The sequence below is a fragment of the Bacillus sp. D7-8 genome, assembly GCF_052055895.1.
In the GTDB taxonomy this organism is placed as follows: Bacteria; Bacillota; Bacilli; order Bacillales; family Bacillaceae; genus Bacillus; species Bacillus velezensis.
Genome location: NZ_CP179922.1, coordinates 991,496 through 1,006,003 on the forward strand (window position 1 = coordinate 991,496; position 14,508 = coordinate 1,006,003).

Genomic DNA, 14,508 nt, shown 5'->3' on the forward strand with positions numbered 1-14,508 from the left:
GTATGTGCTATACTGGTATTATGTAAGATATGGAGGGAGCTTTTAATAGAATGGCAAAAGGTATTATGCTGCACGAGGTCGGCGAGCAGGTCGATCAATACTTTCTGATTAAATCTTCGACTAAGGGAATCGCAAGCAACGGAAAACCATTCCTGACGTTAATGCTGCAGGACCAATCGGGAGATATCGAAGCGAAGCTGTGGGATGCCAAGCCGACTGATGAAACAACATACGCGGCGCAGACGATCGTGAAGGTGATCGGAGATGTCCATCACTATCGCGGACGAAACCAGCTTAAGCTGAGAAACATCCGGCCGGCCGGCGAGAACGAAAATGTCAGCATTGATGATTTTCTGGAAACGGCGCCGATTCCGAAAAACGAAATGATGGAAACCGTCACTCAATACATTTTTGAAATGAAAAATCCAAACATCCAGCGGATCACAAGACATCTGGTCAAAAAATATGCGGCTGAGTTTATGGATTACCCGGCGGCGGCTAAAAACCACCATGAGTTCGTCTCCGGGCTCGCGTATCATGTAGTGTCCATGCTGAACCTGGCAAAAGCGATTGCCGATCTGTATCCGTCTCTTGACCGGGATTTACTGTATGCCGGAGTCATTCTGCATGACCTCGGCAAAGTAAAAGAGCTTTCAGGCCCTGTTTCCACCACGTACACTGTGGAAGGGAATCTGCTCGGACACATTTCAATCATGGTGACAGAGCTTTCAAAAGCAGCCGAAGAGCTTCAGATTGACGCTGAAGAAGTGCTGATTCTGAAGCATTTGATTTTAAGCCATCACGGAAAAGCGGAATGGGGAAGCCCGAAACCGCCGATGGTGAAAGAAGCGGAAATTCTGCACTACATTGACAATCTGGATGCAAAAATGATCATGATGGACAGAGCGCTTGAACGGGTGAAGCCGGGCGAATACACAGAGCGTGTATTTGCGCTTGAAAACCGTTCTTTCTACAAACCGACTTTCCATCAATAAGATAAAAAGGCCGATTCTCTATGATCGGTCTTTTTTACGTTCAGCTCTCATAACTTGTCTTTATCAAGCATAGCTTAGAATAAAGACTCTGGGTGAAAAAGGGAGGAAACCGACGTGCTATTTTTTCCTTGGTGGGTATACCTTTGCATTATCGGAATTATTTTCAGCGCTTATAAGCTTTTCACAACAGCTAAAGAAGAGGAAAAGCTTGACCAGTCGTTTATTGAAAAAGAAGGAAGGGTGTATATTGAACGGATGGAACAGGAACGCGAGCGCCGTATGGCGGCGCCCGCAAGTGAAAACGGGGACGCGGAAGAAAACTCCAATCATTCCATCGCATAAAAAAACTGTGCGGCTCACCGAGAGCCCGCACAGTTTTTTTATTTAGATTCAGAAGAAGTTGAAGTGTTAAACGTGTCTTTTAAGTCTTTGTCTTCCACTTTTACGTCAGCTTTTTTCATGACTTTTTGAATTGCCGCCTGTACAGCTGAGTTGTCGTTTAATTTCTGCTTAAGAACTTCTTCTTTCAGTTCTTTTTTCATGTCATCATATTTGCCGCGTTCTTCTGTCTTTTTGATGATATGATAACCGAATTTTGTTTTGACCGGATCGCTGACTTGTCCGACTTTCAGGCCGAATGCAGCTTTGCTGAATGTTTCATCCATTGACTTTTTATCGAACCAGCCAAGGTCGCCGCCGTTGTCTTTTGAGCTGTCAGTTGAATATTCTTTCGCAAGCGTTTCAAACTTCTCGCCTTTTTTCAGCTTTTTCTCCACTTCGTCAGCTGTCTTTTTGTCAGCGACAAGGATGTGGCTCGCGCGGATTTTACCTTTTAAGCCGTCGTAATATTCTTTCGTATCGGAGTCAGTCACTTTGATGTTGTCTTTCGCCGCTTTTTGTGCAAGCAGTTCGTACTTCACCTGATCTTTCAGGTAATCTTCGCCGTACTGCTGTTTAAGGGAGCTGTACTGATCGCCGAGCTGCGTTTTGTACTCTTTCAGCTTGGTATCGATTTCTTTATCCGTTACTTTGTATTTTTTTGCTAATACTTTTTCTTGTACGAGCTGTGTCAGCACACTTGCGCCCGCGGTTTTTTTCATGTTCGTGTAGAGCTCGCCTTTTGTTACATTTCCGGCATCCGTCTTGGCAATCACGTCGTTGTCGCCGCTGCTGCAAGCGCTGAGAGCCAGGACGCTCGTTGCCGTAATAGCTGCTATCGCGATTTTCTTCATTCCTTTAAACACTCCTAATCATCCAAATTAAATTGCATATGCGTATCATAACATATTGTGGCTTTCTGTAAAAAGATTTTAAATAAAGGGCATTCGTCTAGTCAAACTTTTTCCTGATACATACAAATATATTGATCATGAAAAGGAGGTAATGAACCATGGGCGGAGGATATTCAAACGGTTTCGCACTGCTCGTAGTACTGTTCATATTGCTTATCATCGTAGGTGCAGCTTACATTTGTTAAGCGAAACGGATCGCTTTTTCTAAAAGCGGTCCGTTTTCTTACCCGGGCGCCTAATCGTTTCAGAAGTAAATTGCATATGATGTAATTGGAAAAATAAAACGTTTTGTAGGAGGTGCTTTTGGAGATGGGTGAAGTATTTGCAGGCGGTTTTGCATTATTGGTTGTTCTGTTCATCTTATTGATCATCATCGGCGCTTCTTGGCTTTATTAAGAAAAAAATATGGCTGTCGGGGGTCAGACCTCCGTCAGCCATATTTTTTTGCCTGTTTACACAGTAAAGGAGATCTCGACGAATGAAGAGATCAGTAAAATTAAAATAGATACATTAATAAAACGGAATACCTTATCCTGCCGGTCTTCAGGAATCTCTCTGACAAGGCATAATGTATTTGTGAGCCTGTTTATGAAATAAAGAATAAACAGGGCAGCCACGATAAAATAGAATAAAATGATGGGAGATTCCCCCTCTCTCTGAACTGCTCCCATATTACATTACCAAATATTTATTAAAAAAGATAGAATGTAACCTGAAAAATCAGCGGGACATCAAGACTCCGGCACTTTTTTTACTAAAATATCAAAACCGTCGGATTCCTGGTCAATCAGACATGATTTGGGCGCTTTGACCAGATGCAGGGCAAACAGAAGATCAGGCAGGCAATACCCCGCATGGATGCTCGAAATCATATAAAAGTAATGAGCGTGTCTCGGAAATGCCAGTCCGGCATAAAACAATAACGGCGTAATGAATAAAAACGGGCTGATCGTTGAAATCAGCATCGTCGTTTTCGGTATGCCTTTCCATGTCGGCATCCGCAAGAAGTACATTTTCATTTCCTTTTTTCTTTTTTTACAGATCATCGGCAGGACATGTATGACTTTATGTACAAATAAAGTAACAACGAGCAGAACACAAAAAGCAAACACGTGCCCGTCACTTAAACTGATATTCGGACGCAGCAGCCCGAATGCCAAGAAGTTGCATATAAAAAACAGGATCATAAAACCTACAGCAGTCAATAATAAACGAACCGCACCATAATCTTTGATCAGATTAATGGTTTTCCAGCAATTCATCAGAGTCATCCTTCCGTACAAAGATGGAATACAATCTCAAAATAATTTACTCTCTTCAGGAGAAAAAATCAATCCTTTTTTAAAGAAAAAAATAAACCTGGAAAGAGAAGAACAGAAGAGCTCGGTGAAACATGGAAATGTACGGTTTAACCTTTCTTCTCCATTCATTATCAGCTAAAATAAGATTAAAGATAGAAAGAAGTGAAACGGATGGATTCAATGGATCAGCGTATCGGGCGTTTAGAATATTACATACAATTGCTGGTGAAAACGGTGGATATGGATAAGTACCCTTTTTATGCGATGATGATTGAAAAAGGGCTGACCGAAGAAGAAGGAGAAGAGGTCGGGCGGATCTGCCGCGAATTGGAGGACGAGCTGGAGTCGCAAAAAGCGCAAGGCTTTGTGACGTTTGACAAGCTCCTTGCGCTTTTTGCGGGACAGCTGAACGAAAAATTAGATGTTCATGAAACGATTTTTGCTCTTTATGAGCAGGGGCTTTATACAGCGCTGATGGAAGAATTTATTGAGATTATGAAGCACTTTGATTAACTGTTGATCGGTTCCAGCTCTTCAGCCGTTTCATGGACAGCCGATTCGTCCGTTTTTTTCTTCAGCCTTCCGTCTTCACTATCAAAATCATTGTTTATGTTTGTCAATGATTTCTCGAATATCTCCATAAAATCTTCGCCGTAAATGTGGCGGATGACACAGGTTAATTCTTCAACCTCAGGAAACTTCCCGAATAAGTGGTAGATCGGCTGTGAGCCTTTAAACACAGCGTTTCTCGACGGATCAAACTCCTCAAGCAGGCTTTCAAATACATTTTCCCCTTCTTCTGTTAACTGAATGTACGTGTTCCGTTTATCATTCAGACGCTTGGAAAATTTCAGATATCCCCGTTCTTCAAGCTTTTTTGAAAAGTTAAATGCAGTTGATACGTGCATAACGCCGAATTTGGCGATTTCTGAAATAGAAGCTCCTTTAAGCTGATAGGCAATCCATAATATATGATGCTCATTAATATTAAGGTCGTACGGCTTCAGCCAATTCTGCCAGTCTTTCTCGATAGATTTCCAGAGCGCTTTGGACAGCTGCGCCATTTTTTGGGTATAGATTAAAGCTTCTTTTAGATCGTAAGGCGGTTCAACACGATTCAATACAGATCACCTGCTTCACATTTTCTTTTCCTCTATTATGCCAATAAAATAAAGATTAATAAAGATGAAAATTTAAGAATTTTATAATAAATTCTTCATCCGTTGCTGGGAAAGGCTTTAAACCGCAAAAAAAAGTGCGGAACGCAATATGTCCGCACTTTTTTTTGGTTGTATAGGATATTAGTTTTGTAAGGTTTTCTCCAGCTGTCTGATTTTCTCTTCAATATCAGCGATTTCCTTCTGAAGATCCTGCTGGTGCGGTTTGATTTCCTCCTGCCACCTTTTAATGCTGGTCTGAAGCTCTCCGCCTACGTCTTTAATGACTTCTGCGCTTTCTTTCGCCGTTTGGACAAGCTGGTCCTTAAGCGCCATTCCGTCTTTTTTTAACCGTTTGATTGTGTCCTCAATTGAATTGCAATTCGCTTTGATTTTGCCCCGCAGCTCTTTTCCGGATGAAGGAGCCGAGAGTAACACCGCTGCGCCTCCGATCAATCCGCCTACGAAAAGGCCTGTTAAAAGGGAACGTCCGTCAGCCATTTGAAATCACCCCGTTTTTTTTCTCATAACTTTTATCATTTTTGTTCAGAAGAATAAACTTCTATACATAGCTTGCTTTATTTTAGCATATTTTTTAAGGGAAAAGGAGGGAGAAGGTTGTCTGTCTTTATGATTGTTTTATCTTGTATGGCTCTTGTCTTTGCGGCGGGCGCCGTTTATTACCTGAAACTGCTCGGCCAGGCCGCTTCTTATCCGCCGAAGCGGGTCGTCCGCCAAAAGGCCATCGTCTGCTCAGCAGGAACCGCCCTCGCATTGTTCCTTATCTTTTTCACAAAACTTCTCGTATAAAACATGCTGAAACACATTAAAAAACCTCTTCCGGCCGGAAGAGGTTTCGGTATGCGGTTATTTCACCGTTTCAATCATATTGGACCGTTTTAAGATCGTCTGCACAATCGGATGCATAATGATAATGGCGATCGTATTCAGCGCAGCCGCCGGAAGGACGACCGCGAGCACCAATGCGGTGAATCCGCCCGGCAGGCCGACAATCAGAAGGGCCAGCGCCAAAAAGAGCAAACCGGAGATGAAGGTGCCGGCTATCGTAATGACGGCGGCGGCCGCTGTTTTCACGCTCTTTTTCACCAAAAGCGCCAGCGCGAGAAACAGAAACGCCGTTACCGGTTTTTCAATGATATTCGGAAGCTGTCCGCCCGGAAAAGATGTCGTGAGTGCGGAAATGATTCCCGTTACAATCCCAATCATCAGCACGTTCTGCACACGGGGGAATAACAGAATACCCATAAACATCATCACAAGCATCATATCGGGTTTCATTCCGAATAATACCGGCGGCATAATGGAATGAAGCACCGCTCCGATTGCCGCAAACAGGGCCATAATGACTAATTCTTTTGTTTTCATACTAAGCTCTCCTCTGCTAAGCTTTTTCGCCATCCAATAATATGCTCGTCATTTATTGCGATGGCCGGAAAAATTGATATGCAAACAGTATATCAAAGGAACCGTTATGTTAGAAGAAATTTATTCGTTTTCCTGCTGGAACTTTCTCATAAACTGAGCCAGTTTTTCACAATCAGCCAGGCTGACGGCGTTGTAGATAGACGCCCTGCAGCCTCCGACTGAGCGGTGGCCTCCGAGTCCGGTCATTTTAGCCGCTTTCGCTTCTTCAACGAATTTTTTCGTGAGACTGCTGTCGCGGAGGGTGAACGTGACGTTCATGTGAGAACGGCTGTCTTTTGCGGCATGCCCCGCGTAAAACCCGCCGCTTGCGTCGATTGTGCCGTACAGGACATCGGCCTTTTCCTGATTGCGCCGTTCAGCCGCTTCGACACCGCCGTTTTCAGCCAGCCATTCAAGGACGAGGCTCAGCATATAAATCGCAAATGTAGGCGGCGTATTATACAGTGAATCGGCTTTTGTGTGAGTGGAGTATTTCAACATTTTAGGGACGTTGGCGTTTTCGTTTTCAAGCCATGATTTTTTCATGATGACGACCGTGACGCCGGACGGCCCGAGGTTTTTCTGGGCTCCGCCATAGATGACATCAAACGTTTTGACATCAATTTTTCTGCTCAGGATGTCGCTTGACATGTCGGCTACGAGCGGGATTGTTGAATTCGGGAACTCTTTCCACTGCGTTCCGAAAATCGTGTTGTTTGACGTAATATGCAGGTAGGCGCCGTCTTTGATTCCTGAGAGGTCCGCTTCCGGTATGTGGTTGTGGTTTGAATCTGCGCTTGTTGCCGTGACGGATGTGTTTCCGAACAGTTTCGCCTCGGCGAGTGCTTTTTCAGACCATGCGCCCGTTACGATGAAGTGCGCCGTTTGCTCCGGCGTTAAAAAGTTCATCGGCAGCATGGAGAATTGAAGGCTTGCGCCGCCTTGAAGAAATAAAATATCGTAATCGTCGGGAATATCCATCAGTTCTTTCAGAAGGCTTTTGGCTTTTTGGTGCACCGCATCATATTCCGTGCTTCGGTGGGACAGCTCCATGACGGACATGCCGGTATCATTGAAGTTGACAAATTCTTTTTGTGCTTTTTGCAGCACATCCAGTGGAAGGGCTGCGGGTCCTGCATTGAAATTCGTTGTACGTTCCATGTTTACGATCTCTCCCTGTTTTCCGCTTTAGTGTAAGAAATAATACAATTATCCTATCACAATTTTTTGATTTTTTTGATATAAAAAAATATAATTTATGTTTTTTGTGTTTTCGGACGCAAAAAAACCTCATCTTTAAGATGAGGCAAGCCGTTTTCTGACGGTTGAAGCGATCTCCTGAAGATCGTCAGGCGTATAGTCTTCGGCGTGGGTCTTCCAGACAGCCCCGAAACCGTCGCCTTTTCCGTAACGCGGAATGATATGCATGTGAAAATGGAACACCGATTGGCCCGCTTTTTCACCGTTGTTATTGAGAATATTCAGCCCGATCGGCTCGAATTCATCGCGGATGGCGCGTGCGATTTTCGGCACCGCTTCAAAATATTCTTTAGAAAGCTCAGGCGTAAACTCGTACACGTTTTCGATATGTGTTTTCGGAATCACGAGCGTATGGCCTTTTGTGACCTGGCTGATATCAAGAAACGCCACGACGTGTTCATTTTCGTATACTTTTGAAGACGGAATGTCACCGGCAATGATTTTGCAGAAAATACAATCGTCCGCTTTGTGCATAGATGGGTTTCCTCCCTGAAAAGAAATATATGTATATTCTCATCGTACCACAAAAACGGCCAAAACAAAAAACAGGATGAACGGCTGCGCGTTCACCCTGATGCAGAAGTACGAGCTTTATCACAGAAAATTGAATATGCCTTTTGTAAGCACCTCATTTGTTTTTAAAATGAAGACTTATGGGTCTGCTTAATCATTCCTGGGACAAACACCTCATTTGATTATTTCATCATGAATGAAGAACATCATCAAAGCAGTGTGTGAAGAAATTGTAAGCACAGGACATGTTGATTTTCATCCAACTGTTCTAAGACGTCTTTTATAAACACCTCATTTTCAGTTGATTAAAGCTGTTTCCTTCTACATACATTATGATGTCCGCCAAAACGATAACTATGCACACTTTTCACGTGAGAAAAAAAGGGAATCGTTTCAAATCAGACTTTATTTTTGGTACTATGAAGAAAAACGAATCAGAAGGGGAGAAATTATGTCTCTGCTATCGGTAAAAGACTTAACCGGCGGTTATACGAGAAACCCGGTCTTAAAAAATGTTTCATTCACCCTTGAGCCGAACCAGATTGTCGGACTCATCGGATTAAACGGCGCGGGCAAAAGCACGACGATCCGGCATATTATCGGATTAATGGACCCGCATAAAGGCTCGATCGAGCTGAACGGCAAGACGTTTTCGGAGGATAAGGAAAGTTACCGCTCGCAATTTACGTACATCCCCGAAACGCCGGTGCTGTATGAAGAACTGACGCTCAAAGAGCATCTGGAGCTGACGGCCATGGCGTACGGCCTTTCCAAAGAAACGCTTGAAAAAAGGCTTCCTCCGCTTCTGAAAGAATTCAGAATGGAAAAAAGGCTGAAATGGTTTCCCGCTCACTTTTCCAAAGGGATGAAGCAGAAAGTCATGATCATGTGCGCGTTTCTCGCGGAGCCTTCGCTTTATATCATTGACGAGCCGTTTCTCGGCCTTGACCCGCTTGCGATCAATGCATTGCTGGAGCGGATGGACGCCGCGAAAAAAGCCGGATCAAGCGTGCTGATGTCAACGCATATCTTGGCTACGGCAGAGCGCTACTGTGACGCTTTCATTATTTTACATAACGGCGAAGTGCGGGCAAGCGGCACACTGGAAGAACTGAGAGAGCAGTTCGGCATGAAAGACGCAGCTCTTGATGACTTGTATATCGAACTGACGAAGGAAGACGCCGGCCATGAATAATATGTCTACGATTTGGCAGTCCCGGCTTGAAGAGCATATAAAGGAAACCAGAATGTATATGAAATATATGCTCAATGATCATCTCGTCATTGTGCTGATCTTTTTTATTGCCGGCGCGGCGAGCTGGTACAGCAAGTGGGTCAAAGACATTCCCGTTCATTTTCCGTCATTTTGGGTGATGGCGGTGCTCTTTTCATTTGTGCTGACCGGTTCATACGTCCGGACGCTGCTAAAGGAAGCGGACCTCGTGTTTCTGCTGCCGCTTGAACCGAAAATGGGGACATACTTTAAGCATTCATTTAAGTACAGCTATCTGTCACAGCTGTTCCCGCTTCTTGCTCTGTCGCTTGTGTGCATGCCTCTGTTTTTCGCTGTAAGTCCGGGGGCGTCGCTTTCGTCGTATGCCGCCGTATTTATTCAGATGCTGGCGGTAAAAGCGTGGAATCAGGCCATGGAGTGGCGGATGACGTTTATGAATGACAGAAGCATGAAAATGATGGATGCGGTCATACGCTTTATCTGCAATATGCTGCTTTTATACTTCGTCTTACAGTCGTTTTATGTGTACGCTGCCGCCGTCTACATTGTGATGGCCGGCCTTTATGTGTATTTCACATCGGCCGCAAAACATAAATCATTAAAATGGGAAGCCCATATTGAATATGAATTAAGAAGGAAACAGCGTTTTTACAGAATCGCCAATCTGTTTACCGATGTGCCTCACCTGAAAAAACAGGCAAAACGCCGGGCGTATCTCGACTTTTTGCTCAGAATGATTCCGTTTGAACAGCGGAAAACGTTCTCCTATATGTATGCGCGGGCCTTTCTGCGTTCAAATGATTATCTCGGCATTCAGGTCAGGCTCACGATTATTTTTATCCTGATTATTATGCTCGTTTCCGCTAATCCGTGGATAACGGCGGCGTTAACCGTTTTTACCGTTTTTATTACGGGGATACAGCTTCTGCCGCTGTTCGGGCATTTTCATCATCTTTCTCTGCAGGAGCTTTACCCGGTCAATCAGAAAGCGAAGCTGCAAAGTTTCTTTTCGCTGATGAAATCGGCATTAACCGTGCAGGCGCTGCTGTTCTGTGCAGCGTCAGCCTATGCCGCGGGAGTCAGCGGGGCGCTGTATGCGGCTGTTGCTTCAGCCGTTCTGATTTTTGTGATCATGCCTTCGTATATGGGCGGAAGATTGAAAAAGTACGGCAAGCTGTAATCAATCGGGTTTTTGAAACCTCAATGAAAGAAGGAGACACAGATGACCGACGATCAGCAGCTGATACAGGAAGCACTGCAATGGAAAGCGCGTTTTTTGCGCAAAGATTCTATGCTTGAACGTTTTTCTAAAGGAATGCAGGCGAAAATAAATGAGCGGATTCCCGATAAAATTCATGCCGTCATCACAGAAAGCATTAAAAAAATGACCGAAGCAACAATGGCGGGTTCAAATCTGGTGAAAGGCAAGCGGGATACAAACGGTATGACGCTTGCTGAAAAAGATGCCCTCGCCAGACAAACCATCGTATCGTACCAAAAGGTCGCGGCAGCCGAAGGTATCGGTACGGGGGCCGGCGGAATTTTTTTAGGGATGGCTGATTTTCCTTTGCTGTTATCCATTAAAATGAAATGTCTGTTCGATCTTGTCTCTATTTACGGCTATGATGTGAAAGACAGGGATGAGCGATTGTTTTTGCTGTTTATTTTTCAGTTGGCTTTCTCAAGCGGTGAACAGCGGAAACGCATATACTCAATGATTGAACAGTGGGATTCGAAAAAGCATGATGTCGATTGGAGAGTTTTTCAGCAGGAATACCGCGATTATCTGGACGTGGTGAAATTGTTTCAGCTTTTGCCGGTCGTCGGAGCCGCCGTGGGCGGAGCGGCCAATTATAAACTGCTGTCACAGCTCGGTGAGACGGCAAGGCACGTTTTTCATTTAAGAATCACAGCAGCCGGTACGTAATGTACCGGCTGTTTTTTATGCCCTATCGGGGGTAGCTCACCGCGGCGCCGATAAGCACCTTGGCGGCCGTCAGCATCGCTTTTTCATTAAAATCAAATTTCGGGTGGTGATGAGGATAAATGGTTTCCGCGTTTTCTAAAGCGGCGCCCGTAAAGAAAAATGCGCCTTTTGTATGCTGCAGATAATAGGAAAAATCCTCTCCGGCCATCTGCGGCTCTCCTTCAACGACCTTCGTGACGCCATCTGTTTCCGCTGCGGCTGCCGCCGCGTGCGCTGCTTCCTCAGGATGATTAACGACGGCGGGATAACCGCGCTTGAAACGATATTCATAGGAAGCGGAGTGCATGGAACAGATTCCTTTTACGACGGCTTCTATTTCTGCTTCGAGCAGGCTGCGCACACTTTCGTCAAACGAGCGGACGGTGCCTGATATGACTGCCTGATCGGCAATCGCATTAAACGGATTTTCAGCGATGAACGAGCCGGCTGAGATGACGGCCGGCTGCACCGGATTTACCCGCCGGCTGACGATATGCTGAAGAGCCGTGACGATTTGTGAGCCGATTAAAACGGCGTCCTTCGTATCGTGAGGAATCGCGCCGTGGCCGCCTTTCCCGATGACTTTAATCGTAAAGCCGTCAGCGGCGGCCATCACTGCGCCCGGGCGGCATAAGACCGTCCCGGCGGGTTCAGTCGCCCAAAGGTGAGTGCCGAAAATGGCATCGACATGCTCGAGGCAGCCATCCTCAATCATTGCTTTTGCTCCGCCGGGAGATAATTCCTCGGCGTGCTGATGGATCATCACAAATGACCCTTTCAGTTTTTCCCGGTTGCGGTACAGCACTTTTCCGACCGCAAGCAGAGCCGCCGTGTGGCCGTCATGCCCGCAGGCGTGCATGACGCCGGGAATTTGTGAAGCATAGGGCACATCTTTTTCATCCTGTATCGGCAAAGCGTCAAAATCAGCTCTGAGTGCCACGACCGGTCCCGGTTCACTCCCTTCAATATAGGCTGTGACACCGTTGCCCCCGACATTCGTCCGGATGGGAACGCCGAGCTTTTCATAAAATGAGGCGATGAACGCCGGTGTTTTTTTCTCCTTAAAGGATGGCTCGGGATTCATGTGAAGGTGACGCCTGATTTCAACCATTTCCTCATACAGCCCGTCAAGCTGAGCGTTTAAGCTTTTTTGAAGTGTCGTTAACGTCAAAAGCGATGTCCCCCTCGTCTGCTTTTCCCATGATTGTATAGAAAATGTCAGAAGATTTCAATCCTTTTGCTACGGGAGAATGATGATGGCGGCGATCGTTGTGACGACTAGCCCGGCCGCAACCGGGATAAAGTTTTTCCTGGCAAGCTCAAACGGGTCAACTTTACAAATAGCCGCAGCGGGGATCAGTGCCCAAGGGACCAATGTTCCGCCCCCGACCCAGATCGCTGAAATCTGGCCCAGCGCCGTTAAAACGGCCGGGTCCGTATGAAGCGCGGCGGAAAACAGCTTTGCCATCGAGCCTGCAAGAGATATACCGGAAAACCCTGACCCGTCGAGCCCGGTAATCGCACCGACTGCGGCCAGGGCGATGCCGGCGAATTCTCCGGACATCGGAAAAGAATGGGACAGGGCCAATCCGAGGTCATTGACGATCCCCGCAGATCCTTTCGGCAGCGAGGTGTTCAAAATACTTTTAAACCCCGCGTCACCGAGATAAAAGAAGGCCGCGATCGGAATGACGGGGCCGAATACTTTAAAGCCGAATTGAAAACCGCCGATAAAATACTCGGTGATCTTTTCTAAATGCCGCTCTTTATATACAATGAAATGAATGATCAGGAGAATGCCGATCGCGGTTCCTCCGACGAGTGCCGTCGCATCGTTTCCTTGCAGGCGGTATACGATCATACAGATAATATCGGCGAGAAAAACAAGCGGAATGAAAACCGACAGGATCACCCTGAGTTTTTTCGGCAGATACATACTTGTGTCCAAAGAACCGGAGCTGTCCAAGGAGAGGGGGGCCTTCGTTTTTTTTCGATCCCGCATGATGAGGATGAAAGCGGTGATTGTCGTCGTTAACCCCATGATCAAAACGAGCGGAATACTTGCCTGCATGACATCGCTCACGGGAATGCCCGCGGCATCGGCCGTTAATTTCGGGGCCGCCTGAATGACGTAATCCCCCGATAAAGCGAATCCGTGGCCGAACAGGTTCATCGCCATTGCCGCGGCGATCGGAGAAAGGCCTGCCCGGATCGCTGCGGGAAGCAGCACAGCGCCGATCAGCGCCACCCCTGGTGACGGCCAGAAAAAAAGAGAGATGGCAAACATCAGACAGCCGATAACCCAATACGCGACAGCCGGCCCTTTCATCAGCTTTGCAAACGGAGAAATCATCGCTTCATTAATACCGGTTTTGGTCAAAAGGCCGCTCATCGCCACGATAAAACAAATGATAAAAATCGTCGGCAGCAATTCTCCGGCTGCATACGTGAAGCTGTGAAACAGACTGCTGACCGAAGCGGAGAATGAATGCGTCGTCCATAGCGCAATCACAAAAATGCCGGCGAGTGAAATAAAGGTTGTATCTTTCCTGAGGAGCATAAAAACGATAATGGCCGCGATAAAAGCAACATAAAGCAGATGTACCGAGTAGACGCCGATCCCCAATTGAACCACTCCGTTTATAAATAGGATTGCTACAGGTTATTCATAGGCGGGCGGAAGGTGCAAAGAAGGATGCGTAAAATCGGGACATCAAAAAAGCCGGAGAATCTCCGGCGGTTTTCAGTCTATTGCGTAATAAGCGGTTACATAAGACGGGCGGGAGAAAATAGACGTCGTGTCGATGCCTGCAGATGTTCCGCGTTTTTTATGAGCTTCCTGATAAGAGTTTGACTGCTGCCAATCCTGAAAGGCTTTTTCCTCTTCCCACAGGGTCAAAATGACATACGTATCGCCTTCGAGCGGTCTTAATACGCGGATGGCTTGAAAACCGGGTTCATTTTCCACTTTGCCGGCGCGGTTTTTAAACCGGTTTTCAAACAGCGGACGGCCTTCCTGGGTAACGGCGATGTTGTTGAGGACGGCGTAGCCCGGATTTTTGATTTCCCCGACGCTGTCGATGCTTTCATAGGAATGGGGCGCCTGAAAAACGGTTTCTCCATTTGTTTCATGAATTAAAACCGCATTATCCCCCCCTTGCATCAGCACCATATTCTCACTCGGGTGTTTCTTTGCAATCGTCTTTAAAAAATCGGCTGTCCCGTATGTAATATAAACCTTCATATCAGCCACCTCCTGCTTGCTAGTATATCAAAAGAGTGGTATAAGTTTCTATTGGCGACTCATTCTGACATAATTCGAAACAATATTTCCCATACTACAAGTTAAGAAAGGCGAGGTGACT

20 protein-coding genes are annotated in these 14,508 nt (G+C 46.0%); 9 read left to right on the top strand and 11 right to left on the bottom strand.

Annotated features, from left to right (window positions below):
- Positions 1 to 50 precede the first annotated feature (50 nt).
- Entirely contained in the window at positions 51 to 995 is a 945-nt protein-coding gene (gene yhaM, locus ACKTRM_RS05140) for a 3'-5' exoribonuclease YhaM (RefSeq protein ID WP_012117206.1), read from the top strand.
- Positions 996 to 1,109: 114 nt separating this feature from the next.
- Positions 1,110 to 1,337 carry a sporulation YhaL family protein gene (locus ACKTRM_RS05145; RefSeq protein ID WP_012117207.1) on the top strand — a complete coding sequence of 76 codons (228 nt, stop codon included), beginning with the start codon at positions 1,110 to 1,112 and terminating at the stop codon, positions 1,335 to 1,337.
- Between the two features lie 38 nt (positions 1,338 to 1,375).
- Here ACKTRM_RS05145 and ACKTRM_RS05150 read toward each other — a convergent pair whose 3' ends face one another.
- A complete protein-coding gene (locus ACKTRM_RS05150; RefSeq protein WP_007409226.1) occupies positions 1,376 to 2,227 on the bottom strand; it encodes a peptidylprolyl isomerase in 852 nt (283 codons plus the stop codon).
- Positions 2,228 to 2,385: 158 nt separating this feature from the next.
- Between ACKTRM_RS05150 and yhzE1 the strand changes: the two genes are divergently transcribed.
- Positions 2,386 to 2,472: a sporulation protein YhzE1 gene (gene yhzE1 / locus ACKTRM_RS05155; RefSeq protein ID WP_017417375.1), complete on the top strand. Its 87-nt coding sequence runs from the start codon at positions 2,386 to 2,388 to the stop codon at positions 2,470 to 2,472.
- Between the two features lie 124 nt (positions 2,473 to 2,596).
- The gene (gene yhzE2 / locus ACKTRM_RS05160) at positions 2,597 to 2,683 is read left to right on the top strand and encodes a sporulation protein YhzE2 (RefSeq protein ID WP_003155248.1); all 87 of its coding nucleotides are present in this window, start codon (positions 2,597 to 2,599) and stop codon (positions 2,681 to 2,683) included.
- Positions 2,684 to 2,739: 56 nt separating this feature from the next.
- On the opposite strand, the gene ACKTRM_RS05165 is transcribed toward yhzE2, so the two are convergent.
- Together ACKTRM_RS05165 and ACKTRM_RS05170 are read right to left on the bottom strand one after the other, a co-directional pair.
- The gene (locus ACKTRM_RS05165; RefSeq protein WP_003155245.1) at positions 2,740 to 2,958 is read right to left on the bottom strand and encodes a hypothetical protein; all 219 of its coding nucleotides are present in this window, start codon (positions 2,956 to 2,958) and stop codon (positions 2,740 to 2,742) included.
- A gap of 60 nt (positions 2,959 to 3,018) precedes the next feature.
- Positions 3,019 to 3,549: a DUF3267 domain-containing protein gene (locus tag ACKTRM_RS05170; protein ID WP_007409225.1), complete on the bottom strand. Its 531-nt coding sequence runs from the start codon at positions 3,547 to 3,549 to the stop codon at positions 3,019 to 3,021.
- A gap of 210 nt (positions 3,550 to 3,759) precedes the next feature.
- On the opposite strand from ACKTRM_RS05170, the gene ACKTRM_RS05175 reads away from it, so the two are divergent.
- The gene (locus ACKTRM_RS05175) at positions 3,760 to 4,101 is read left to right on the top strand and encodes a YhaI family protein (RefSeq protein ID WP_003155243.1); all 342 of its coding nucleotides are present in this window, start codon (positions 3,760 to 3,762) and stop codon (positions 4,099 to 4,101) included.
- On the opposite strand, the gene ACKTRM_RS05180 is transcribed toward ACKTRM_RS05175, so the two are convergent.
- Positions 4,098 to 4,709: an HTH-type transcriptional regulator Hpr gene (locus ACKTRM_RS05180; protein WP_003155240.1), complete on the bottom strand. Its 612-nt coding sequence runs from the start codon at positions 4,707 to 4,709 to the stop codon at positions 4,098 to 4,100. The genes ACKTRM_RS05175 and ACKTRM_RS05180 overlap by 4 nt on opposite strands.
- A 180-nt stretch (positions 4,710 to 4,889) precedes the next feature.
- Positions 4,890 to 5,246 carry a YtxH domain-containing protein gene (locus ACKTRM_RS05185; protein WP_007409224.1) on the bottom strand — a complete coding sequence of 119 codons (357 nt, stop codon included), beginning with the start codon at positions 5,244 to 5,246 and terminating at the stop codon, positions 4,890 to 4,892.
- A 117-nt stretch (positions 5,247 to 5,363) separates the two neighbouring features.
- Between ACKTRM_RS05185 and ACKTRM_RS05190 the strand changes: the two genes are divergently transcribed.
- Positions 5,364 to 5,555 (top strand): hypothetical protein, encoded by a 192-nt coding sequence (locus ACKTRM_RS05190; protein WP_007409223.1) that lies wholly within the window; start codon positions 5,364 to 5,366, stop codon positions 5,553 to 5,555.
- Positions 5,556 to 5,612: 57 nt separating this feature from the next.
- Here ACKTRM_RS05190 and ACKTRM_RS05195 read toward each other — a convergent pair whose 3' ends face one another.
- The 3 genes from ACKTRM_RS05195 to ACKTRM_RS05205 form a co-directional block, all read right to left on the bottom strand.
- Positions 5,613 to 6,131 (bottom strand): tryptophan transporter, encoded by a 519-nt coding sequence (locus tag ACKTRM_RS05195; RefSeq protein ID WP_012117208.1) that lies wholly within the window; start codon positions 6,129 to 6,131, stop codon positions 5,613 to 5,615.
- Positions 6,132 to 6,251: 120 nt separating this feature from the next.
- Complete coding sequence (serC, locus tag ACKTRM_RS05200; protein WP_012117209.1) at positions 6,252 to 7,331, bottom strand: 3-phosphoserine/phosphohydroxythreonine transaminase; 1,080 nt, start codon at positions 7,329 to 7,331, stop codon at positions 6,252 to 6,254.
- A gap of 135 nt (positions 7,332 to 7,466) precedes the next feature.
- Entirely contained in the window at positions 7,467 to 7,904 is a 438-nt protein-coding gene (locus tag ACKTRM_RS05205) for an HIT family protein (RefSeq protein WP_007409220.1), read from the bottom strand.
- 490 nt (positions 7,905 to 8,394) lie between these two features.
- Between ACKTRM_RS05205 and ecsA the strand changes: the two genes are divergently transcribed.
- From ecsA to ACKTRM_RS05220, 3 genes are read left to right on the top strand one after another with little or no spacing between them, the layout of a single operon-like run.
- Positions 8,395 to 9,138: an ABC transporter ATP-binding protein EcsA gene (gene ecsA, locus ACKTRM_RS05210; RefSeq protein WP_003155231.1), complete on the top strand. Its 744-nt coding sequence runs from the start codon at positions 8,395 to 8,397 to the stop codon at positions 9,136 to 9,138.
- Positions 9,131 to 10,357, top strand: coding sequence for an ABC transporter permease (locus ACKTRM_RS05215; RefSeq protein WP_012117210.1), 1,227 nt, complete (start codon positions 9,131 to 9,133; stop codon positions 10,355 to 10,357). Before ecsA ends, ACKTRM_RS05215 begins: the two co-directional genes overlap by 8 nt.
- A 42-nt stretch (positions 10,358 to 10,399) precedes the next feature.
- Complete coding sequence (locus ACKTRM_RS05220) at positions 10,400 to 11,104, top strand: EcsC family protein (protein ID WP_012117211.1); 705 nt, start codon at positions 10,400 to 10,402, stop codon at positions 11,102 to 11,104.
- Positions 11,105 to 11,126: 22 nt separating this feature from the next.
- Here ACKTRM_RS05220 and ACKTRM_RS05225 read toward each other — a convergent pair whose 3' ends face one another.
- The 3 genes from ACKTRM_RS05225 to hmoB all read right to left on the bottom strand — a co-directional run bounded on the left by ACKTRM_RS05225 (position 11,127) and on the right by hmoB (position 14,387).
- Positions 11,127 to 12,314 carry a M20 family metallopeptidase gene (locus tag ACKTRM_RS05225; protein WP_012117212.1) on the bottom strand — a complete coding sequence of 396 codons (1,188 nt, stop codon included), beginning with the start codon at positions 12,312 to 12,314 and terminating at the stop codon, positions 11,127 to 11,129.
- A gap of 69 nt (positions 12,315 to 12,383) precedes the next feature.
- Positions 12,384 to 13,769 carry a hypothetical protein gene (locus ACKTRM_RS05230; protein WP_012117213.1) on the bottom strand — a complete coding sequence of 462 codons (1,386 nt, stop codon included), beginning with the start codon at positions 13,767 to 13,769 and terminating at the stop codon, positions 12,384 to 12,386.
- 117 nt (positions 13,770 to 13,886) lie between these two features.
- Positions 13,887 to 14,387, bottom strand: a complete 501-nt coding sequence (hmoB, locus tag ACKTRM_RS05235; protein ID WP_012117214.1) for a heme-degrading oxygenase HmoB — start codon at positions 14,385 to 14,387, stop codon at positions 13,887 to 13,889.
- Positions 14,388 to 14,508: the final 121 nt, after the last annotated feature.